The sequence below is a fragment of the Acinetobacter sp. 25-47-122 genome (assembly GCF_056779695.1).
Genome location: NZ_JBWYIJ010000009.1, coordinates 26,856 through 47,581, shown reverse-complemented (window position 1 = coordinate 47,581; position 20,726 = coordinate 26,856). Strand labels below are relative to the sequence as shown.

Below are 20,726 nucleotides of genomic sequence, written 5' to 3'. Positions count from 1 at the left end.
AGAATATGGCAACACTTAAAGAGCCTGTAAAAATCTTTATAGTTCAGTCTCTTGCTTGCCGTGATACACCTCAAGAAGTTGCAGATGCGGTCAAACAAGAATTTAAAATAGATTTGGATAGACGGCAATGTGCTGCCTACGATCCAACCAAACTAGCAGGCAAAAACCTTTCCAAAAAACTGGCTGATCTTTTTTATAAAACACGCGCTGATTTTGATGCTGGTTTGATTGATATTCCGATTGCCAATAAACATTTCCGACTAAAGCAGTATCAAAAGCAATTAGAGCGCAATTCAAAAAATACAGTTATGTCGCTGAAGATTCTAGAACAGGCTGCTAAAGACTGTGGCGGTCAATTCACTAATCGTCAGGAAATCACTGGTAAAGATGGTAAGCCTATAGAAACAATTAATCAGAACGTGCCTACCGAAAGCTATTTAAAAGCTCGGGAGCAAGTTATTAATGAATATTGATCCAGCGAGAGAATTAGCAATACAGATTGAAGCACAAGAAGATTTATATTTTTTTACGCGCTACATGTTTAAAGAGCGTCGAAAATATAAATGGATGCACAACTGGCATCATCGAGTGCTTTGTGATGCGCTAATGAAGGTTTTCAAAGGTGAAACGAAGCGACTCATAATTAATATTCCACCACGTTATTCAAAGACTGAAATTGCTGTAATTAATTTTATGGCTTGGTGTTTTGGAAAAGTTCCAGATTCGGAATTTATTCACATTAGTTATTCAGCGACTTTAGCGGCAAACAATGCTTCGCAAACGAGAAACTTGGTATTAGAGCCGTCATTTAAGCGTGTATTTCCTGATCTTGCGCTACGTGAAGACAGTAAGGCTAAAGATGACTGGCGAACTGTTGCCGGTGGTGTGTGTTATGCACAAGGTACAGGTGGAACAATTACGGGTTTTGGTGCTGGTAAGATTCGATCAGGTTTTGGTGGGGCAATTATCATTGATGACCCACATAAAGCAGCAGAAGCAAGCTCTGAGACAATCCGAAACAACGTCATTGAGTGGTTTCAGAACACATTAGAGTCTCGAACAAACTCACCTGAAACCCCAATCATTGTGATTATGCAAAGGCTTCATGAGCATGATTTGTCTGGTTGGCTTTTAGATGGTGGTAATGGTGAAGAATGGGAACATCTATGTTTGTCTGCAATTCAAGATGATGGAACGGCTTTATGGCCTGAGAAACACAGCATTGAACGCTTAAAACAGATGGAAGATGCAGCACCCTATGTTTTTTCGGGGCAGTATCGTCAACTACCTTCACCTCCAGCTGGAGGTTTTTTTAAGCCTGATCGAATTGAAATTGTTGATGCATTACCGCCTGACATTGTTAAAGAAATACGCGCATGGGATTTAGCAGCATCCGAAAACGAAGGTGACTGGACTGCTGGACCTAGAATGCTAAAAACCACAAATAACACAATTTACATTGTGGATATGGTGCGTGGTCGTTGGGGTCCTGATGGTGTTGAAAACACTATTAAACAAACTGCACAAATGGATGGCAAAAAAGTCATGATTCGCCTACCGCAAGATCCAGGACAAGCAGGTAAGGCTCAAGCTAAAAACTTCGTCACGATGTTGTCAGGATTTAATGTCAAAGCTGAAACAGTATCGGGTGACAAAGTGACAAGAGCACAACCTTTTGCAGCACAAGTCAATGTGGGCAATGTGAAGATGCTTCGCGGTGATTGGAATAGGGAGCTTATTAAGGAGCTTCGAGTGTTCCCGAATGGCGTTCATGACGACCAAGTAGATGGTTTGAGCGATGGATTCAATGAATTAAATGAAGCGCCTCAAGTCACATCAATCGACCTACCAATTTTTGGATTTTAATTATGAGTATCACAAGCAAACATGCCGACTTTCTAGAACATGAAAAAACTTGGAAAAAGTTGGATGATGTTTGTAAAGGTCCTGAAGTAATTAAGAAAGCTGGCAAAACTTATTTGCCATTACCAACGCTTTTCAAATCTAAGAATGATGAGACTGGTGAAGAGCGTTACAAGGAATACAAGGATCGAGCGATATTTCCAAGCGTAACTTCTGTAACACTGTCAAATCACATTGGCTTGGCATTTGGTAAGACGCCTGTATTTAATCGCCCTGATGAGCTTGCGTATTTAGAGCGAAATGCAGATGGTGCAGGGCGTTCAATTTGGCAAGTATCGCAGCGTGCAACACGGTTGGTGGAGAGAAATTATCGATGTGGTATTTACGTTGACTATCCAGCAACCACACCGAGTCGCACTCTAAAAGAGGATAAATCTAAAAACGCTTTTCCAATGATTCATGTGATTGAGGCGGGCTTGATTGAAGATTGGGATCACATTGTGATTGGTAATCAACGAAAATTAAGCTACGTCAAGATACTTGAGACAGTCAAAGAGCGGAATGGGTTTGAAACCTCTGAAACTAAGCAATATCGCTGCTTGTGGCTTAAAGTCATCAATGGTTTATTAACCTACGTTATTGAGGTTTATAAGCAAGATGATAAAGGGAAGTGGTATTTATTTAGTGAGTCGACTCCGACTGACTTTAGTGGAAAAACTTGGGATTACATTCCATTCACTTTTTGTGGTGCCGTAGATAACTCTGATGAGATTCAAATGCCACCTTTGTACGGATTGGCTGAGTTAGAGTTATCGTATTATCGCAGTTCAGCAGATGTTGAGGAATCAGCTTTTATTGTTGGTCAGCCGACTTTGTGTTTTCCAAGCATCACACCTGAACAATATGCAATGGTAAAAGAGTCGGGCGCTCAAGTGGGTAGTCGGTCTGGAATCCCAACCGATGGTAAATTCATCCAAGCTGATGAAAATGGTCTAGCTTACAAGCGCATGCAAGATAAGTGGGATCAGATGAAAGAGCTTGGTGCAAGGCTTATTGAGGTTGGTTCAGCAAATAAAACAGCAACTCAAGCAGATAATGAAAACTCAATTCAACATTCAGTATTGTCGCTTGTGGTTGCAAATGTGTCTGAGGCTTTCACTAATGCCTTACGTTGGTGTGCAAAATTCGCAATGCCTAGTCATGATTTCACAAACGAAGAACTAAGTTATTCGATTGCTCAGGACTTTAATAAGCCGAAATATGATCCTGTTCGATCTCGTTTGATCTATGAATCTTGCTTAAATGGCTTGATGCCATGGTTTGTTTGGTATCACTATGAGCAAACAGGCACTTTCACGGATTCTAAATGGGAAGATGTAGTGAAGCAGATTGAGGCTAGAGAGGATGGGGTGGATGGCTCGCATCAAGAGTAGTGTTAAGTCTGAATAATTTTATGTAATATCCCTCTAAAAATAGGGGGATTTATGAGTGATATTCAAAAAAAGATAGAAAATTATAAATGGATATGGATTGTTGTAATATTTTCAATCCTACATTTTATTGTTGGCGTATGTGTTAAATCTGATGGGCCTTATTTTGACCCCGAAAAGGCTTATAGCATTTTTAATAATACAATTACTTTAACGGCTTATTTCTTGGCTCCAGCTATAGCGGCGACGTTATATAGTGATTGGAGACTGCAGCATCGCGCATTAAAAAATGAAAGGGTAAGTAGTGAAATTAAATCTAAACTCATTGAAATAATTCCCTATTTAGGTTTGTATCCATCTACCAATAAATTTGATATTGCAGATTTTAATTCAGGCTTTAATAGTATTTTAGCCAAGTTAAGCGAATTAAAAGATCAACTTGCAGAACAGGATGAAGAATCTATAAAGTTTAAGACAGATTTAAATAATCAAATAAAAAATCTTAGTGAGTACCTCGAGACTTTTAATAAGCAATATAATCTTAATGTTAATTATCACAACTTCATTCGATTAGAAGTTAGAAACGATTCAACATTGAATGAAATGTTGTTCAAGATTAATCAAGCAGGAATTGAAAGATCTAAGTTTGCTAATGCTTTTGTTAATTATTTACAAAAATTTATGGTTTTAAATGTTTAATAGGTAACACATGAGCATCTCAACGCAAAAAGCCTTGGTCAATGCGTTGAGTCAGCACAACGCTTATCTATACCGAGCTTCATCACAATCAGTAAATGAATTAATCAAGCACTTCAATTCTCTCTCAAATGCGAAATTACAGCGTTTGGCAGAGTTGCTTGAAGATTTATCAGATTCAGAACGAAATGCGCTGAAATCACTTAATTTTGCGAGTAAAGCAAAGGCTTCAAAGAACATTGAGGAAATTAAAACCATTCTGAATGAGTGGTTTAAATCCATCGATGTTGACCTAAGTGGGCAATTTAATAAAACAGCATTAGAACTAGCAATTTACGAAGCATCTTACGTTGCCAAAATTGCAGGTGAAACAGCAGCAGTCGTAAAAGGCGCTGAGGTTTTAAGTAGGGCTAAAGAAATTCCCTTTGCTGGCGGTGCTTTAGTTGATTATCTATTTGCCGATATTGCGGATTCACTAAGAAAGAAAGTTGAATTCATTATTCGTGATGGTATTTCGCAAGGTCAAACCAATCAGCAGATTGTTCAGCGAATTAAAGGTCGAAAGTCTTTAGATTATAAAGATGGTGTGCTTCACACATCTCGATCAAGCATTGAAAGACAGGTAAGAACAGCTCGAAGTCATGTGTCGAATGCAGCATATATTGATACATATAAAGCCCTTGGATACACACATGTAAGAGTTGTCTCCACATTGGATGGTAGGACATGCAAGTATTGCGCATCAATTGATGGCAAAGTGTTTGCAATTGATGATCCAAAACGGCCTAGATTTCCTGTTCACCCTAATAATAGAACCACTTATGTTGGTTGTGATGCTGAAGGCAAGATTTTCGGAAAGCGTCCTTTTGTTGCAGATGAGAGAAAAGTTAAAGATATTCCGAAAGATCAACGTGATGGCATTATTGGTCAGGTAGATGCAAATACCACCTTTAAAGATTGGTTTGAAGAGCAAGATGATTTCTTTAAGCGCAAGTGGCTTGGTAAATCAAAATACCAACTTTACAAGGAAGGCAACTATTCTATCGATAAGTTTGCCGACCCATTAAATAAGCGTGGTTACACATTGGCTGAGCTTGAAGAAATGGATGGGGAAACTTTTAACCGAGTATTAAATGCGGCTTAAGTCCATGACAACAGATTAAACAAACCAAATTCTCAACATGCACCTTCGGGTGCTTTTTTATTGCCTGAAATTCGGATGAATAGGGCGCAACCGAGCGGATGCTCATAATTATGGTGGATACCAATGAAACTTAAAACGACACAAATCGATGGCAAAACGTATGCAGAAGTAGATGGACAAGGCTTACCAATCTTTGTGCATGACGATGGTAAAGAAGTGGGGTTTGATGCTGGCTCAGCAATGCAAAAAATTAGCTCACTAAATGCGGAAGCGAAAACACATCGTGAAGCAAAAGAACAGGCGCTTGCTCAACTTAAAAACTTTGAAGGTATTGAAGATCCAGCGGCTGCAAAAAAAGCTTTAGAAACTTTGAAAAATTTTGATGACAAAAAACTTGTGGATGCAGGTGAAGTCGAAAAAATCAAAGCTGAAGCAATCAAGGCTGTTGAAGAAAAATACGCTCCAGTGGTTCAAAAGTTGGAAAAAGTCGAAAACGATTATTACCAAGAGCTAATCGGTGGTGGATTCTTACGTTCTAAGTTCATAGAAGAAAAAATTGCAGCGCCACGCGAGATGGTTCAAGCCACTTTCGGCAAAAACTTTAAAATCGAAGATGGAAAAGTTGTGGCTTACGGTGCTGATGGTCAAAAAATTTACTCACGCTCACGACCAGGTGAAGTTGCCGACTTTGATGAAGCTTTAGAGACTTTGGTTGGTGGATGTCCATTCAAGGATTCAATTCTAAAGGGTAATCAGGCTCAAGGCGGTGGTTATCAGGGTGGTGGTGGATCAAATTCTGGCTTTAAACGCAGTGAGATGAATGCTGATGCTAAAGCAGACTACATTCGTCAGCATGGTCAGGAATCATATTTAAAACTTCCAAAATAAGGAGTCGAAATGACGACTACAGTTAATAGTGACATGATTGTCTACAATCAGTTGGCGCAAACAGCATACTTAGAGCGCCTACAGGACAATCTAAATGTATTTAACCAAGCATCAAACGGTGCAATCCGCTATGTGAATGAAATAATCCAAGGCGACTTTAAACAAGAGTCGTTTTATCGCGTTGGTGGAAGTATCGAGCATCGTGACGTGAATTCGCAGGCAAAAGTTACACCGAAGAAGATTGGTGCTGGTGAATCAGTAGGTGTAAAAATTCCATTTAAATATGGTCCATATGCTTCAACCGAAGAGGCTTTTAAGCGTCGCGCACGCTCACCAGCAGAGTTTGCTGAAATCGTTGGTCAAGATCTTGCTGACGCGTTGGTTGCTGGGCGTCTTCAATACGGTTTGACTGCTTTAAAGGCAGCAATTAGTAGTAATCCTGACATGATTGCTGCTGGAAGCATTGCTGTTGATGGTCGCAAAGCTTTAACTCGAGGTATGCGTAAATTTGGTGACAAGTTTGGACGCATTTCACTCTGGGTTATGAACTCTGATACGTATTTCGATATTGTTGATGAAGCTCTTACAAATCAGGTTTATGGTGAATCTGAGATTGTTATTTATGGTGGGGTACCTGGAACGCTAGGTAAACCAGTTTTGGTGACTGACTTGGTTGGTGACAATGATGCCTTTGGTCTGCAAGCTGGCGCATTGACGGTGACCGAATCGCAAGCACCTGGTTTCCGTGCCTACGACATCAATGATGAAGAGAACCTTGCAATAGGTATGCGTGCAGAAGGTGTCTTTAATTTAGATATCATGGGTTATTCATGGGATACCTCGAAAGGATCCAACCCAACATTGGCGCTATTGGGTGCTGATGCTAACTGGATTAAACATGCTACAAGCAACAAGATGACTGCTGGCACATTGCTTGATTTATCAGGTACACCATAAAGGAGGGCTTAGGCCCTCTTTCTTTTTTGGAGACAGAATTGAAAATTATCTATGCAAAAAAAAGCTCAGGTATTGACGAGTTGGGTTCATTTCAGAATCCAGACTACTACGACAAACCAAACCCATCTGCTGAAGCGGTAATTATTTATGGTGATTACCCGAAAATTAAAGCTGATTACGAGTCGCTAGGTATTGATGTCGAGGTGCGTGAATTACCCAAAGTGAATAAAATCACTGTTCAATTGAATGCTGAAATCGCACCCGAGCTTCAAAAAACAATCGATGATGCTAAAGCTGAATGCGAAAAAGTTGTTGCTGAAAATGAAGCCTTAAAAGCTGAAATTGAAGGCATTAAAACTGAGCGTGATGCTTTAGCTCTAAAAGTAAAAGAACTCGAAGAGCAGTTAGCTGCATCCCAAGCTGAATTTGTTGCTATTAAAAATGCAGGTACAACTGGTGATTTGCTGTCTGAAAATACAGATGCAACAACAACCAAAGAAACAAAGAAAAAATAGGTGAGACATGAGCTTTATTACAGAACAACAAGCGCTTCAAATCATTGGAACACCGTTTGAAATCTCCAGTGATAAAGCTCAAAACTTGATTCTTGCTAATGCTTGGATGAAAAATCAGATTGGTTTTGTTCCTGAGTCAATTGATGAGAATCTTACATTGGCTGCTGCTGAAATTGTTCGTGGCATCATTGATGAAGCACTATTTGTCGGTGTAGATCGTCAAACGGTAAGCGAAACGGTTAATGCCAACGGTGTGTCGGTGAGTGAAACATTTGCCGAGGGTTCAGTTGTTGTAACTCGATATGAGCAAATCGCCAAAGCATTGATTCAGTCTGTTGATCTTGAGAATCCGAATAAGTCGAATGGCTTTGGTTTTGAGGTGTATCGATGACCAAAAAATTACGCCTACCAGCTTGGCACGAGACGCCGTTTCAACACATGCGCTACACGCTAGTCACAAATCAAGAGCAGCTTGACAAATTGCTGTTAAAGATGACATGTAAGCCGAAACTATTTGAGTTTCTTGAGGGTGGTGCAAGCGCAAGAGTGAATTTCCTACCAGATGATTCTGCAATAGTGCAAATTAGCAGTCAGACCGATTGGACAATAAATCAGATTCACAGTCTTCTAACGCACGAAGCGGTGCATATATGGCAAGAAATTAAAAAGAGAATGGGTGAAGAAAACCCGAGTGTTGAGTTTGAAGCGTATTCAATTCAGCTCATCACGCAAGATTTATTTTATCTATATGATTGGAGTTTGGGTCATGATTAAATACAAAATTCAATCCAAACTCGCCAAAGCATTAGATAGCAAATTAATCGATGCAACTCACCCTTTTTCATGCACAAGAATAATTTCAAGTGGTCGATGGAATCCAATTACTGGTCAATATGAAAACCAAGAAACCGAGACTTACACAGGTCGAGGTGTATTGTTTGGCAATTACCTGAAGGATTTGTCAAAGCCTTCTGACTATCTAGTTGATGATTGCAAATCGATTGTGCTGCAGAACGAAGTTACAGAAGAACCGAAAATTGGTGATATTTGGGAAACTCCAAAAGGTGATTTTAGAGTGATAAATGTTTCGCCTGATGCTGCGGATGCAACATGGCTTGTGCAGATACGCAAGGTTACAGTGTAATGAGCTGGAAAGGTTATAAGCCCACACAATTTGCTTTAGATGTAATTGAAGAAAGCGAAGAGCATGTGAAGAAGATTGCAGGTGTTGGTCTACAATCGGTTGTGGTTGGATCGCCCATTATGGATGGTGCATATCGTGGCAATCATCTAATTTCAATCAACAAGGAAGATCACACATTTGATGAAAACCTTAAAGATTTGGGTGGTCAAAGCACGATAGCCAAAGAAAGCGCCAAAATTGTGAAATTTAAGCTCGGTGATAAGTTGTATATTCAAAACAATGCGCCTTACGCGGTAAGGCTTGAAAATGGATGGTCTGATCAAGCATCCAAAGGTGTTTACTCAATCGCATTCATGAATATGAGAAATGTAAAATGATGACACTAAGCCAAGCTGAGCGTGTGATTTACACTCGAATAGGTCAATTTATTGATCGAAGTAAATACATGGCAGGTGCTGATATTCACCTGATTGGTCAAACTGAGCCTTTGGGTAAAGTTGAAACAGGTCAGCCCGATATTGATGTTGTATATGAAAATTCACCACCATACACACCGCCTAAAAATAAATTGTGGTGCAAAGTGTATATAGATTATGCGAATAGCTTGGTGGCTGAACTAGCAGACAACCCACTGGTTAGGCATAACGGATTAATTCAGATTCAGTGTTTTGCACCACTTAGTTCAGGAACTCTACCACTATTAAATCTATGTGATGAGTGGTTGCTACTCTTGCAATCATTTAGTGAAGACGATCTGGAGATTCATACAGTCCACGCACCAGCACGTATCGATGACCCTAATTTCTTGGGTCGAATTATTAGAGCTGAGTTCCGAGTGAATTAGCTTAAACACTTTATTCCACCGCCTACATGGCGGTTTTTTTACGCCTAAAATTAGGAGATTGCCATGTCTAGTGGTGCTAAACAAATACTTCAAATTGCCAAAGAAACAGTCAATGGCACAACGCCAACACCTTTTGCAAGACAAACCCTGCCATTTATTGACTGCTCATTAAATCAAACACCAGAGAAAGAAGAATCTCAATCCGTTGTAGATTCAAGACTGGATGAAGCCTCTGCTGTGGTTGGTGCAACTTATGATGGTGATATTAACGTTGAGGCTCGATATGGAGCGTTTGATGATTTGATTGCAGCCGCAGCATTTAATAACTGGGCTACGAATACACTAACATTCGGCGGAATTCTTCGACAGTCTTTCAGTATTCTGTGGGGTTATTCCGATATTGCGAATTACCACACATTTGCAGGTATGCACGTAAATACGTTCGGCATCGATATTCCAGCTAAGGGCATGATCAAATTTAGCTTTGGATTCATGGGCAAAAAGCGTACCCCATCGAACACATTGCCAGTAGGTTCAGTAACAGCTGCTTCAACAAGCAAAAAACTATCCAATGTGTCAGTGGGTGAAATCCTAATTGATGGTGTATCTACAAAAGGTGTGGCGTGTGTGTCTGCATTCTCGTTCAACTGGGAAAATGGCATCACACCGCAAGAGTGCTTAGGCTCAGGCTTGACAATTGAAAGCCTCATTGAAACAAGCGCAAAAGGCTCAGGAAATCTAACAGTAGCATGGAGCGCTAAAGCTGCTGAAATGTATGAAAAGCAATTTGTAAATACTCCGGTCACCATTGTTATCCCAATTACTGATGCTGATGGTAATGCTTACACGCTCACTATTCCAAAAGCTGAATTAACAGCACCTCTGGCAACTGGGTCTAAAACTGATCAGATTTCTACTACTTTTGAATACAAAACCGTTGAACAAGCGCCAACTCTTGTTCGCACACCGAAAGCATAATTCACACCGCCTTCGGGCGGTATTTTTTTGAGGTCTATATGGCTTTAGTTGTTGAGATTAAAGAAAGTAAAAATGTGTCTTTATGGAAAGAATATAAAGATGCTGAAGGTAACGTATTAGCTGAATTCAAAATTCGTGGTGCTGCATATCCTGCTTATCAGGTTGCAATTGAGCGTGCGCACAATCAGGTATCTTCAAAAGGTTTTGATGTCACCAAGGCGAGTGCTAGTGATCGATTACTTCATGAGCTTCATCTTGATGCTGCTGCATGTCATCTCATTGAAGACTGGAAAGGCGTAGCACTTAAAGAAAATGGCGAAGTTATTGAAGTGCCTTATTCGGCTGAAAATGCAATGAAGCTTTTTAACTTAGGTGACATTGGTCCACAAATTTGGGCTTTTGTTAAAACGCAATCTGAGTTGATTCAATTTGAGGCTGATAAGCATCGAGATGAAACACTGGGAAAGTCTTAAGTCTTTATGACTGGATTCAGTACGAAAGTGAAGAAGAAGCCAACGAGGACAACCTAAAGCGCAAGGCAATCGCTGAAGCTTTAGGGCAGCCTACACCTGATCCAATCACTAAGCCTGAATATTCTTATACAGCAAATCTCATTTTAAATGCTTTCAACATCATTGCTCGATCAAGAAACTATGAGCAAGGTACACCATTGCCTATTGATATGAGCGCAATTGCTCAGTATCTACAGATTTATGAAGCGCCTTGTGAGTTACACATTTTTGTAGATTGCATTGTGATGATGGATAACAAGTTTTTAGATGGGGTGTTTAAAAGGATGGGTGAGAAATCAGTGTAAGTTAGTTTCTTCTTTTTTTTATTTTTTATGTTTTTATACTAAATAAATTATCCTTAAATTTACGAAGAAAAACATAAATTTATTAAAAATTGAAAACACCAAATTAAAAAATATGATAATCTCATAGCTAAATCAAATACTAGGTATTGGTTATGAGTGGCTCAGAAAAAATAGTTGTACTGGGTACAAATGTCTTAAGACGAGCGGGCAATACTTTAATCAGCTCAGAAGCTAGTGAAGCTGAAAAAATAGAAGCCTTTAAAGTGCTAACCGCATGGCGTTCTTTACATACATACCCAATTGATACTTTTCAAAAAACCTTGAGAAGAAGATGTGGTGAGTTGAAATTTAAAGACTCAACTGTGGCGCAAAGACTTAAGCGATTGCCATCAATTGTCTCTAAATTGAAGCGATATCCTGGAATGAATTTGGCTCGAATGCAGGACATTGGTGGGTTAAGGGTGATTTTGCCTAGCATTCAGGATGTTTATCGACTGCACAATGATTTGATCCATATAAACAAAAGATTTAGCCATGAGCCAAAACTCCCTTGTGATGATTATATTCTAAAACCAAAGCCTGATGGTTATCGTAGCCTGCATCAGATATTTATTTACAAGAGTAGAGATCACACAGAGCTGGATGGCTTAAGTATTGAGTTGCAAATAAGGACTAAATTACAGCACTCATGGGCAACAGCTGTAGAGACTCTTGGGGTAATTGAAAAAGCATCTATAAAGTCTGGTTTTGGCTCTGAAGATCATAAGCATTTTTTTAAGTTGAGCAGCGCACTATTTTCAATAAAAGAGCAAACACCGATGCTACTGGAATTTGCAGAACTCACCCCAAATGAGATTGCGCATCAAGCAAAAGAAATTGAAGAAAAGCTGCAAATCTTCAAGAAGCTCAAGGGAATTGCAATTACAGCTAAGCACATTGAGTCAACCTCTAATAGTAAGTATGCATATCATATTTTAAGGTTATATAGAGACGAAGAAGCTTGGAAGGTGGATGTAATGCCTTTTTCCAAAAATCAAGAAGACTTAGCCAAGACTTTTTATGCATCACTTGAGGCTAAAGTTAAAGGTAATCCAGATGTAGATGTTGTATTGGTATCTGTGGGTGATTTAAAGGCGATTAAAAAAGCTTATCCAAACTACTTCTTGGATACTAATCAATTCATCAAAGAGATGCAGTCAGCATTTAAGAAGTATTTGGATGCTTAAAACAGCCACCTTCGGGTGGTTTTTTAGTGCTGGAATTAGTATCTTGTGGTTACTTATAAGAAGGTATTCATATGAAAAGATTATTAGTTGCAGGGGTGATTGGGTTTGGTTTTATTTTGGGTGGCTAAGGCTGCCCTGATTGATTAAAGTTTTTGAGTTGGTTAAAGTTCGCGGGAACTTTATAACAACTTGGATATAACCATGAAAAAAGTAATTGGATTGGGTTTATTAACTTTAGCATTGACTGCTTGCGGTGGTGGCGGGGGTAATTCATCTTCTTCTAATAATGAGGGAGATAAAACACCTGTAGCTAATGCTGAAATCAATGGTGTTTACACCGGCAAGACCAATCAAGCGCAGAATGTTATTGGGTTGGTAGATAAAAATAATAAATTCTGGTTTCTATATACACCACCTTATTCTAACGGAATTACTGGCTTCATGACTGGTGACTTAACTGTTTCTGGTAACACAGTAAAAGCGAATAAAGGGAAAGATTTTTATTTTGGTGGTAGTGCAGTTTACGACACATCTATTAATGGTACTTTTGAAACTAAAAAGAGCCTAAATGGAACGATCACTTATACGCCTTCAAATAAGGTTACATTTGACACCCTATATGACGCTGATTTAAATAATACGGTATCCAATCTGACGACAATCACAGGCTCTTACATAGGTCAATCAGCGATTGTTGAAGGTATTGAAGAAGCAACCTTAACAATTTCAAATACGGGTGTGATTTCAGGTAAGGGACAAAGTGGCTGTACGTTCACGGGGAAAATTGCAGTTGAAGAAAATGCACCTTACTACAATGTTGATTTAGCTTTTGGTTATTCACCTTGTCTCTTAGCGGGACAGTCTGTAAAGGGCGTGGTTTATTATGATTCATCAATTAAATCACTTTATGCAGTGGCAGAAAATAGCAATAGGCAGAACGCAGTACTGTACTTAGGAACAAAACAGTAACTCCCATAGTTTTGAAATTTACTTAAAGAAGCACCTTAGGGTGCTTTTTTAATCCAAATTTGGCCTATTTTTGATGACCAAATCATCTATTTTAAAAGTTTGAATATTTTTGTGTTTATTTACTAGTAAGCAGGATCCTTGTATGCAGAAATCTGTCATATGATAGCCCTTTAACTCAGGTTTAGTTTTTGAGCTAACCAAAGGGAAGATTGGTGCTGAATTCTTGTTTTGAGGTGAAAAGGTGTACACATAATTCAATTGAGCGTCCTGGTATCCAAGATTAATTGCTTTAGCCCCGCTTTGGAATATCCACACCAGTAAATGAAGAATAAGAAATATAACCATAAAATATAGAACTATTTTTAAAACATTTTGAGCCTCGGATGTGCGTTTATCACGCCCATAAATTTGGTATGAAATTGCTTCCGTGGTCATATTTTGCTCAAACATTACTTGGTTTGTATAAGTTTTTGAATCCTGATTGAGTGTAATAATCCATCTTTTAAATCTCGCCCACTTTGAGTTTTGTATATTTAAATGATGGGCTGGTACATGATTATTAGCTTCCATATCCTGAGGATTAGGGTTCTGGAATTGCATGTAGAACCTAGAAATTATTTTTGCGATTATGGTTTCTAGAAATGGGCTAAAGCGCTTAGAGACTATAAAATAAACAAGAATAATGAAGTTTGCACACCAAGCACTTAATTTTGTAATGCCAAAATCCCATTGCTTTGAAGAAAACCCACTTAAAAATGCTATCAAAATAAATGAGAGGGTTAAGTATAATGTCCCCTCAATAGAAATTAACAGGCCTTGTATTATGGTGGCTATTAAAGGTAATTCATAAGGGGTAATTGGATAATTGAAGAAGCTGGTGTAGCCATATTGATACCAGTAACCACACCAGTATAGATAACCAGTAAAGAATGAAAGGATAACAGCCAAGTCAAAGTTAAAAGAAAATTTCATATTTGTTATTAAGTAGTAATGGCGTTCACAATCCTAAAATGAGGTTGTGGCTAGTTGTAGTCAGGGCCTCAAATTGAGGCCGGAAGTCAAGGCTCAGATTAGAGTCTTGACATTCAGTTTGAGGTTCTAGATGAATCAACCTAAGGGGTTATTAAGGTTGTTTCATAGGGGGGAATATATGTTTAGCTAGTGAGTGTCCTAACTCGACTAAAGAAGGCATATTCCCTGAAGCAACCACATATACAAGTATAAACAGGATAATAATTACGATTATATTTTTCATTAAGTAATTCCATATTATTGATTGTTGCTAAGTCAGCGATGACTTACTTTTAATGGTTATTTTTTATCTGGGCATTTCTAAATTCTGCAAATTGTTTCTCAAGAGTAGCAATACGTGAAGCAACATTATTTTCTTTTGAAGCTATATCATCTTGCTTGGCTTTATTTATCGCATGAGAAATTGCTTCAATGAGAATTAGATTAAGCTCTTCATTAAAAGTTCTTCCAGAGCTCTCAGTGCGTTGATTAACGAGATCAATTAGTTCTGCAGGAAAATCGCTTAAATTAAGCTCAATTACTTCAGTAAGTTCTGAGGGATCAATAGCTAAAGTGGGCTCAATATCAGAAAGCAAATTAAGAATATCTATATCAAGAGCCTTAGCCAGCTTTATCTTGGTCGATTCTCTTGGATTTTTTTGAATACCTAGCTCTAAATCAGAAATCTGTTTTCTACTAACACCTGATTTATTGGCTAATTCCTGCTGAGTGAGATTTTTCACTACTCGAAAATATTTCAATCTGGAAGCAAATGAATCTTTCATAAAAAACCTATTGACCAATATTTAAAACTATCATAACCTCTCATAAATAATCAAAAAGAGAGATTGTTGAATGTATACATTTAGCGTTGAAGACGAGCTGGCTAATATCGTTAAAGCAACTGCAGAGAAGGAAAACCGCACAACACGTGGTCAGTTTCGTCATTTTCTTATAACCGCCCTAAAAAATGAGGGGCTGTACTATCAAAAACAATCAAAAAATATCACAAAATCTATCACAGATGAAGCGAAAGCATGAAATTAACAGGCACAAAAAAACCTTGCTCCACTACCACATTTCGCAAGGTTTAGTTGCTATCACAAAGGATATAAACGTATGACAAGTTTAACATTAAGTTTTAACGATGTAAATTTCACACCTGTTCAGCAGGACAATCAAGCATGGATTACTTCACGTGAGCTTGGTCAAGCTCTAGGTTATTCGCGTGAAGATGCAGTCAATAAGATTTTTGAGCGTAACTCAGATGAATTCACAGGAAGTATGACCCGTAACGTCAAATTGACGTTGCAGGGTCAAGCTCGTGAGGTTCGAGTGTTTTCTTTGCGTGGCTGTCATTTAATAGCAATGCTTTCAAGAACAGCAATCGCCAAACAATTTCGTAAGTGGGTGCTGGATGTTTTGGATCGTGAAGTTGTTACCAAGCAGCTTGAGAGTCGCCAATCCATTTCACCAGAGCAACAGGCATTACTGCATGAGATCGTAGCCCGTCGTTCTGGTGGTGAACGTAAAATCTTTGCTGAAATGTGGAGTCGTCATAATCGACATTTTAAAATTCCGCGTTATGCAGAGCTTTTAGAAATTCATTTTCCAGAGGCTGTTCATTATCTGGAAACAATGGATATAAAAGCGAAGGCTGAAAAGCAAGAAGTTAAAGCCTTACCTTATCCACAAGAAGTTATTCAAGTTGCTGAACAGATTAATCAGGAATTTAACAACTCACGGTATGATTCTTGGCATGTATCTACTCGTAACGGTGTGCTGACTGCAATGCCACTTCCACCAGGCTTCTACCCAACAATGGATATTGCTGAATTTACTAAGCGTTTTGATAGTTTGCTGGACTTACTGTACGGAACAGATACGTTGCGCGTAGGAAGGCATTTTCTAAAAGAGCGAAATTCTAAATAAGACAAGAACCACCTTCGGGTGGTTTTCTTTTGATCGGATTGTTAGTATCTTGTGTTTACTTAAAGGGATAAATACATGAAAAAAATATTAATTGCGGGGATGTTGGGGTTTACGGCAACCAATGTTATTGCCAGTCCAAATTTACCATTAATTAAAGTGAACTGTGATGATGTTAAGTTAAGTCTTAATACAGTCATAGATAATAAGCTCAATTTTGGCGCTTACTGGAATGATCCTGGTGTATTTCCAAATCCACCAAAATATACCGAGATTGGCGATTCAATAAGAAGTAAAAATAAAAAGTTTAAAATCCAATGCGCGGATTTTTCTGCCACTTATGATGGGAATATGGCTGAAATAAAGAGTAGTAGTTATAGTGGGGCGCTAGCTAGATTTAGTGAGTTTGATTTAAACCCTCATCTTTATAGTATTAGTGGTTACAAATATCCAAACATAAAAAAGGGTTTTTTTAATAGTAGCTATTCAATAGATCTAAATAACTTCAAACTTAAGACAAGTATTTATGACTTAAATGAGGGTGAGGATTTTAGCGGCGACTTAGGGAAATCTCTAGCAGTAAAAAAAGATTCTATTATTGGCTATAGAGTTAATAATGGAGAGTTGAAGCCACTGCTTTATGATAGAAAAGTTGCAAACTACCAAGCTGACTTTAATGAGGCTAAGACAATAGATATTTATCACAAAATATCTAGCAATAATGCTGGTGTAATAATCCAAAGGATTTTTATAGATAAAGAGAATGGTATTCTTAGGATTTATGGAAAGTCACCATTCCCAACCAAATGAAAGTAAAATACGCACAGTGTATTAAAATTTAGAAATTCATAACCCCGCTTAGTCGGGGTTTTTTAATGCCCGCAGGAAAGTGAAATGAGTGAATCTAAGGCTAAACTGGTTATTGAAATTGATACTTCTAACGCAAAAAGAAATGCCGATGAGGTTGGAAAAGCACTCAATGAGCTTTCATCAAAAGGCGATAAAGCAGCAAGCACGATGGTTGAAATGTCGAGGGATGTTAAAACCACGGCAACAGCTAACAGTCAATTAAAAACAGAAGTTGATAAATCAACCAGGGCGCTTTCACAAAATACAGAAGTATCTAAGCGTAATAGCAATGCGCTTAGAGAACTGGCGATCCACACAAGAAACACCCTACTTGCATCAACTGCGCTTGCTGGTGGAGTTGGTGGCCTCACAACGGTGTTGGGTCAAGCAGCTACAGATATTGATCGTTATTCAAAATTGACTCAGATGTCTACGGATGAGTTTCAATATTTTGCATTGGGTGCTGCTAAGGCTGGCTATAGCATGGATAGCTATGCGATGGCTTTAAAGGATGTTTACGACAGGTTGGGTGATGTTACTGATGCTCAATCTGGTGAAATGATGGATTTTTTTACCAATATTGCACCCAAAATTGGTTTAACTACAGATGCCTTTAAAGACTTATCGGGTCAGGAGGCACTTCAACTTTATTATAACTCATTAAAGCAACTGAACTTGCCACATGCTGAGATGGTTAAGTACATGGAGCAGTTAATCAATGATGGCTCACTTCTGATACCAATGTTGGAAAACAATGGTGCAGGCTTCAAAAAGTATGGCGATGAGGCTCAACGAGCTGGCGCTATTATGAGCGGTGAGTTGATTAGCGGCTTAAATGAAGTTAATGCAAACCTGAACAGTGTGAAAATTGAAGCATTAGGTCTTGCAAATACGATTGCAGGTCAAGCGCTTCCAGCGGTAAAACTTATAACTGCAAACCTAGATACCCTGGCAACTGTTGGTGGTGTGATAGCTGCGCTTTATGGTGGTCGTGTAGCTGCTGCATTTGCATTGAGTGCACAGAAAACAGCTTGGAATACTGCTGCACTAGTCGCACAAACAAGTGCTACAAATGCTGCAACAGTTGCAGCTAGAGGATTATACACAGCTCTAGGTGGACCTGTGGGTTTGGTGGTCTCTATAGCTACTGTAGCTGCTGGCTATCTAATGATGCGAGACAGCACCGAAGCAGCAAATGACGCTATGGAGGCTAATGCTCGATACAGTGCAATGGCCACAAGTGAGTTGATTAAGCTCGAAGGCGCACAAAAGAGAGCAGCACAAGGTGAATTGGCTGATTCAGTTGATGACCTATCAACAAAGTTAAAAGTTGCTCAAAACGATTTTAAATCACTTGTTGAAGAAATCTATTCACAAAACAAGAGTAGCAAAGAGGCTCAGCGAATTTGGGCTGAATTAACAACCAATGTTATTGATGCAGATGAAGCATTGAGTCGATTAAACAAGCTTGGATTTATCACACCTCAGCAAATTAACAGTTTGACTGATGGTAAAAACAAGATTGATGCAGCAAATCAGGAATTAAAACAAGCCAAAATCGCTTTTGATGCTGTTGGTAATGCTGCAAGTGGTAGTGTTGGGAAGATTAACGACAACACTAATGCGCTACAAGGGAATGAGAATGCTGCTAGAAATGCTGCAAATGCACTTTCTGAGTATGCGAAACAGGCGATAGATGCAGGTAAAAAGGCCAAAATCACCAATACGCTAGTTGCTAAAGGCTACTCACAAAACCTAGCTTCTGATTTGGCTGATATCGCCATTCAAAACAATGGCAAAGTTACAAGTGGTGATGCGGCGGCTGCAATATTCAAAAATCAACAGATTGAAAAGCTTAATGCAACTTTAGAAACCCAGCGAAAGCAACAGCAAGAGGCAACAAAGTCCAGCAAGGATTATGAGAACCAGCTAAAAAAAACCGCAAAAGAGGTAGAAAGAACCACCGAAGAAGTGGCGAGAATAGTCTATGAATATTCTTCAAGTGAAGATCGGAAACGACTAGATTTAGAGAATGAAATTGCTCATTTGAGAAAAAATGGAATGGAGCAGTATATTTCTCTCGCTCAAAATCGCCATGACCAAGAAGCCAAGCTCATTAAAATGCAGTTTGAGTATGAGCTGGTTGAGCATCGCCTTACAGAAGAGCAAAAGCTTAGATTTAGGTCAAATATTAGAGAGCAAGAAATCAAATCAGATGCCTTGTTAACTAAAGAGCAAAGAGAGCAGAAGCTTAAATCACTAACCTCTGAGTTTAACCACGAACTCGCCCTCATCAAGCTGGCCCAAGAACAGCGCATCTTTCAAATTAAGCAAAACTTAATGACTGAAACTGCTGCAATGGAGGAGCGATACAGATTAGAGCGTGATCAAATTCTCCTAAACTCCAATCTTACTCAACAGCAGAAGCAAAAAGAGTTGAACTTGATTCGAGCTGCACAGCAAGAAGAATCAAGAAATAAACTTAACAATGCTATTCAGCAATGGGGTCAAACCCAAGCACAAATGAATGGCACTGGTAACCAATTTGCTTTAGAGCAAGAGAGGTTTGGTCGATACGATCGGTCGCAACAAATATTCGATAATGAACTTTCAATGGTGAATCAGGAAGCCCAAGACCCAACCGCCGACTTGCAAGCAATTGCACAGAAGCGTGAGGAGATTTGGCAGGCTCATCAAGATCGGATGAAGGCGATTGAATCAGCCTATCAGACTGACTCTATGAGTCTACAGCTAAGTTACGGTCAGGAGGTAACAGGTGCACTAGCAGGAATGTTTGGTGCGATGTTAGGTGAATCTTCGTCAGCTTACAGAGCGCTTTATGGCGCACAACAAGCGTTTGCATTATCACAAGCTGGAATGAACGTCTGGAAGGCAGCATCTGATGCATATGCAAATGAGCCTGGCACTGTTTGGCAGAAAATGGGTGCGGCAGCATTAGCAACTGTTGAATCTGGAACTTTTGTTTCATTAATTCAAGCGGCAACACCTAAGGGCTTTGCAGATGGCGGCTTCACTGGTTATGGCGGTAAATACGAGCCAGCAGGCATCGTTCATAAGTGGGAAGGTGTTCTTACTAAAGAAGAGATGATGGCTATTGGTGGCCCGCAAGGTTTTGAAGGGCTAAGAAAATCTATTAAAGATGGTAGTTATGCGAATGGTGGTATAGCTGGTATTAATGCTGCTAGAGATACCTATCGTGTTGGTATGGGTGCTGTGAATGCGATTAATTCGGGTGGCTCTGGTGGAAAAGCTGTCATTCAACCTAAAGTGGTTATCAATAATTATTCCTCTGAGAAAGTTGAAACTTCGACGAATCAAGATGGTGAATTAATGGTGACTATTGGCAAAATGCTAGATCAGAAAATTGATACTGGGGTAGACCGAGGTATTCAGAGAAATCTGCGTCAAGGTTACCCATTAGCTAACGCAATAAAAGGAAGATAAC

The 20,726-nt window shown here is 39.1% G+C and carries 23 protein-coding genes; 21 read left to right on the top strand and 2 right to left on the bottom strand.

Features of this window, described 5'->3' with window-relative positions:
* Positions 1 to 5: 5 nt before the first annotated feature.
* From AC1M9P_RS09580 to AC1M9P_RS09500, 17 genes are all read left to right on the top strand, one after another.
* A complete protein-coding gene (locus AC1M9P_RS09580) occupies positions 6 to 473 on the top strand; it encodes a DUF2280 domain-containing protein (RefSeq protein WP_481587455.1) in 468 nt (155 codons plus the stop codon).
* Positions 463 to 1,866, top strand: coding sequence for a phage terminase large subunit (gene terL, locus AC1M9P_RS09575; RefSeq protein ID WP_481587454.1), 1,404 nt, complete (start codon positions 463 to 465; stop codon positions 1,864 to 1,866). Before AC1M9P_RS09580 ends, terL begins: the two co-directional genes overlap by 11 nt.
* A 2-nt stretch (positions 1,867 to 1,868) precedes the next feature.
* Entirely contained in the window at positions 1,869 to 3,296 is a 1,428-nt protein-coding gene (locus AC1M9P_RS09570) for a DUF4055 domain-containing protein (protein WP_481587453.1), read from the top strand.
* A 51-nt stretch (positions 3,297 to 3,347) separates the two neighbouring features.
* Positions 3,348 to 3,992 carry a hypothetical protein gene (locus AC1M9P_RS09565; protein WP_481587452.1) on the top strand — a complete coding sequence of 215 codons (645 nt, stop codon included), beginning with the start codon at positions 3,348 to 3,350 and terminating at the stop codon, positions 3,990 to 3,992.
* A 10-nt stretch (positions 3,993 to 4,002) separates the two neighbouring features.
* Positions 4,003 to 5,133 (top strand): minor capsid protein, encoded by a 1,131-nt coding sequence (locus tag AC1M9P_RS09560; RefSeq protein WP_481587451.1) that lies wholly within the window; start codon positions 4,003 to 4,005, stop codon positions 5,131 to 5,133.
* Positions 5,134 to 5,256: 123 nt separating this feature from the next.
* On the top strand, positions 5,257 to 6,021 hold the full coding sequence (locus AC1M9P_RS09555; RefSeq protein ID WP_481587450.1) for a DUF6651 domain-containing protein: 765 nt from the start codon (positions 5,257 to 5,259) through the stop codon (positions 6,019 to 6,021).
* A gap of 9 nt (positions 6,022 to 6,030) precedes the next feature.
* Positions 6,031 to 6,978: a major capsid protein gene (locus AC1M9P_RS09550; protein ID WP_481587449.1), complete on the top strand. Its 948-nt coding sequence runs from the start codon at positions 6,031 to 6,033 to the stop codon at positions 6,976 to 6,978.
* A 38-nt stretch (positions 6,979 to 7,016) separates the two neighbouring features.
* Positions 7,017 to 7,493 carry a hypothetical protein gene (locus AC1M9P_RS09545; protein ID WP_481587448.1) on the top strand — a complete coding sequence of 159 codons (477 nt, stop codon included), beginning with the start codon at positions 7,017 to 7,019 and terminating at the stop codon, positions 7,491 to 7,493.
* A gap of 7 nt (positions 7,494 to 7,500) precedes the next feature.
* Positions 7,501 to 7,884: a hypothetical protein gene (locus tag AC1M9P_RS09540; protein ID WP_481587447.1), complete on the top strand. Its 384-nt coding sequence runs from the start codon at positions 7,501 to 7,503 to the stop codon at positions 7,882 to 7,884.
* A complete protein-coding gene (locus AC1M9P_RS09535) occupies positions 7,881 to 8,267 on the top strand; it encodes a hypothetical protein (protein ID WP_481587446.1) in 387 nt (128 codons plus the stop codon). The genes AC1M9P_RS09540 and AC1M9P_RS09535 overlap by 4 nt, the downstream gene beginning before the upstream one ends.
* Positions 8,260 to 8,637 carry a hypothetical protein gene (locus AC1M9P_RS09530; protein ID WP_481587445.1) on the top strand — a complete coding sequence of 126 codons (378 nt, stop codon included), beginning with the start codon at positions 8,260 to 8,262 and terminating at the stop codon, positions 8,635 to 8,637. Before AC1M9P_RS09535 ends, AC1M9P_RS09530 begins: the two co-directional genes overlap by 8 nt.
* Positions 8,637 to 9,014 carry a hypothetical protein gene (locus AC1M9P_RS09525; protein WP_481587534.1) on the top strand — a complete coding sequence of 126 codons (378 nt, stop codon included), beginning with the start codon at positions 8,637 to 8,639 and terminating at the stop codon, positions 9,012 to 9,014. The genes AC1M9P_RS09530 and AC1M9P_RS09525 overlap by 1 nt, the downstream gene beginning before the upstream one ends.
* Positions 9,011 to 9,481 (top strand): hypothetical protein, encoded by a 471-nt coding sequence (locus AC1M9P_RS09520; RefSeq protein WP_481587444.1) that lies wholly within the window; start codon positions 9,011 to 9,013, stop codon positions 9,479 to 9,481. The genes AC1M9P_RS09525 and AC1M9P_RS09520 overlap by 4 nt, the downstream gene beginning before the upstream one ends.
* Positions 9,482 to 9,544: 63 nt before the next feature.
* Complete coding sequence (locus AC1M9P_RS09515; protein WP_481587443.1) at positions 9,545 to 10,459, top strand: phage tail tube protein; 915 nt, start codon at positions 9,545 to 9,547, stop codon at positions 10,457 to 10,459.
* 38 nt (positions 10,460 to 10,497) lie between these two features.
* Positions 10,498 to 10,932, top strand: coding sequence for a hypothetical protein (locus AC1M9P_RS09510; RefSeq protein ID WP_481587442.1), 435 nt, complete (start codon positions 10,498 to 10,500; stop codon positions 10,930 to 10,932).
* Between the two features lie 496 nt (positions 10,933 to 11,428).
* Entirely contained in the window at positions 11,429 to 12,502 is a 1,074-nt protein-coding gene (locus tag AC1M9P_RS09505) for a RelA/SpoT domain-containing protein (RefSeq protein WP_481587441.1), read from the top strand.
* A gap of 201 nt (positions 12,503 to 12,703) precedes the next feature.
* Positions 12,704 to 13,471, top strand: a complete 768-nt coding sequence (locus AC1M9P_RS09500) for a hypothetical protein (protein WP_481587440.1) — start codon at positions 12,704 to 12,706, stop codon at positions 13,469 to 13,471.
* Positions 13,472 to 13,519: 48 nt separating this feature from the next.
* On the opposite strand, the gene AC1M9P_RS09495 is transcribed toward AC1M9P_RS09500, so the two are convergent.
* The gene (locus AC1M9P_RS09495; RefSeq protein ID WP_481587439.1) at positions 13,520 to 14,443 is read right to left on the bottom strand and encodes a hypothetical protein; all 924 of its coding nucleotides are present in this window, start codon (positions 14,441 to 14,443) and stop codon (positions 13,520 to 13,522) included.
* A 332-nt stretch (positions 14,444 to 14,775) separates the two neighbouring features.
* Positions 14,776 to 15,267 carry a helix-turn-helix domain-containing protein gene (locus AC1M9P_RS09490; protein ID WP_481587438.1) on the bottom strand — a complete coding sequence of 164 codons (492 nt, stop codon included), beginning with the start codon at positions 15,265 to 15,267 and terminating at the stop codon, positions 14,776 to 14,778.
* Between the two features lie 70 nt (positions 15,268 to 15,337).
* Here AC1M9P_RS09490 and AC1M9P_RS09485 point away from each other — a divergent pair, with 70 nt between their 5' ends.
* The 4 genes from AC1M9P_RS09485 (at position 15,338) to AC1M9P_RS09470 (ending at position 20,725) form a co-directional block, all read left to right on the top strand.
* Entirely contained in the window at positions 15,338 to 15,523 is a 186-nt protein-coding gene (locus AC1M9P_RS09485) for a hypothetical protein (RefSeq protein ID WP_481587437.1), read from the top strand.
* Between the two features lie 78 nt (positions 15,524 to 15,601).
* Positions 15,602 to 16,414, top strand: coding sequence for a BRO-N domain-containing protein (locus AC1M9P_RS09480; RefSeq protein ID WP_481587436.1), 813 nt, complete (start codon positions 15,602 to 15,604; stop codon positions 16,412 to 16,414).
* A gap of 75 nt (positions 16,415 to 16,489) precedes the next feature.
* Positions 16,490 to 17,221 carry a hypothetical protein gene (locus AC1M9P_RS09475; RefSeq protein ID WP_481587435.1) on the top strand — a complete coding sequence of 244 codons (732 nt, stop codon included), beginning with the start codon at positions 16,490 to 16,492 and terminating at the stop codon, positions 17,219 to 17,221.
* An 84-nt stretch (positions 17,222 to 17,305) separates the two neighbouring features.
* Positions 17,306 to 20,725: a hypothetical protein gene (locus AC1M9P_RS09470; RefSeq protein WP_481587434.1), complete on the top strand. Its 3,420-nt coding sequence runs from the start codon at positions 17,306 to 17,308 to the stop codon at positions 20,723 to 20,725.
* The last annotated feature ends 1 nt before the right edge of the window (position 20,726 follow it).

Coding starts and splice junctions, on each gene's coding strand:
- AC1M9P_RS09525 (WP_481587534.1), top strand. CDS start 8,637: ATGAGCTGGAAAGGTTATAAGCCCACACAATTTGCTTTAGATGTAATT.
- AC1M9P_RS09485 (WP_481587437.1), top strand. CDS start 15,338: ATGTATACATTTAGCGTTGAAGACGAGCTGGCTAATATCGTTAAAGCA.
- AC1M9P_RS09475 (WP_481587435.1), top strand. CDS start 16,490: ATGAAAAAAATATTAATTGCGGGGATGTTGGGGTTTACGGCAACCAAT.
- terL (WP_481587454.1), top strand. CDS start 463: ATGAATATTGATCCAGCGAGAGAATTAGCAATACAGATTGAAGCACAA.
- AC1M9P_RS09500 (WP_481587440.1), top strand. CDS start 12,704: ATGAAAAAAGTAATTGGATTGGGTTTATTAACTTTAGCATTGACTGCT.
- AC1M9P_RS09570 (WP_481587453.1), top strand. CDS start 1,869: ATGAGTATCACAAGCAAACATGCCGACTTTCTAGAACATGAAAAAACT.
- AC1M9P_RS09555 (WP_481587450.1), top strand. CDS start 5,257: ATGAAACTTAAAACGACACAAATCGATGGCAAAACGTATGCAGAAGTA.
- AC1M9P_RS09510 (WP_481587442.1), top strand. CDS start 10,498: ATGGCTTTAGTTGTTGAGATTAAAGAAAGTAAAAATGTGTCTTTATGG.
- AC1M9P_RS09535 (WP_481587446.1), top strand. CDS start 7,881: ATGACCAAAAAATTACGCCTACCAGCTTGGCACGAGACGCCGTTTCAA.
- AC1M9P_RS09540 (WP_481587447.1), top strand. CDS start 7,501: ATGAGCTTTATTACAGAACAACAAGCGCTTCAAATCATTGGAACACCG.
- AC1M9P_RS09550 (WP_481587449.1), top strand. CDS start 6,031: ATGACGACTACAGTTAATAGTGACATGATTGTCTACAATCAGTTGGCG.
- AC1M9P_RS09560 (WP_481587451.1), top strand. CDS start 4,003: ATGAGCATCTCAACGCAAAAAGCCTTGGTCAATGCGTTGAGTCAGCAC.
- AC1M9P_RS09580 (WP_481587455.1), top strand. CDS start 6: ATGGCAACACTTAAAGAGCCTGTAAAAATCTTTATAGTTCAGTCTCTT.
- AC1M9P_RS09470 (WP_481587434.1), top strand. CDS start 17,306: ATGAGTGAATCTAAGGCTAAACTGGTTATTGAAATTGATACTTCTAAC.
- AC1M9P_RS09505 (WP_481587441.1), top strand. CDS start 11,429: ATGAGTGGCTCAGAAAAAATAGTTGTACTGGGTACAAATGTCTTAAGA.
- AC1M9P_RS09480 (WP_481587436.1), top strand. CDS start 15,602: ATGACAAGTTTAACATTAAGTTTTAACGATGTAAATTTCACACCTGTT.
- AC1M9P_RS09495 (WP_481587439.1), bottom strand. CDS start 14,443: ATGAAATTTTCTTTTAACTTTGACTTGGCTGTTATCCTTTCATTCTTT.
- AC1M9P_RS09530 (WP_481587445.1), top strand. CDS start 8,260: ATGATTAAATACAAAATTCAATCCAAACTCGCCAAAGCATTAGATAGC.
- AC1M9P_RS09490 (WP_481587438.1), bottom strand. CDS start 15,267: ATGAAAGATTCATTTGCTTCCAGATTGAAATATTTTCGAGTAGTGAAA.
- AC1M9P_RS09565 (WP_481587452.1), top strand. CDS start 3,348: ATGAGTGATATTCAAAAAAAGATAGAAAATTATAAATGGATATGGATT.
- AC1M9P_RS09520 (WP_481587444.1), top strand. CDS start 9,011: ATGATGACACTAAGCCAAGCTGAGCGTGTGATTTACACTCGAATAGGT.
- AC1M9P_RS09515 (WP_481587443.1), top strand. CDS start 9,545: ATGTCTAGTGGTGCTAAACAAATACTTCAAATTGCCAAAGAAACAGTC.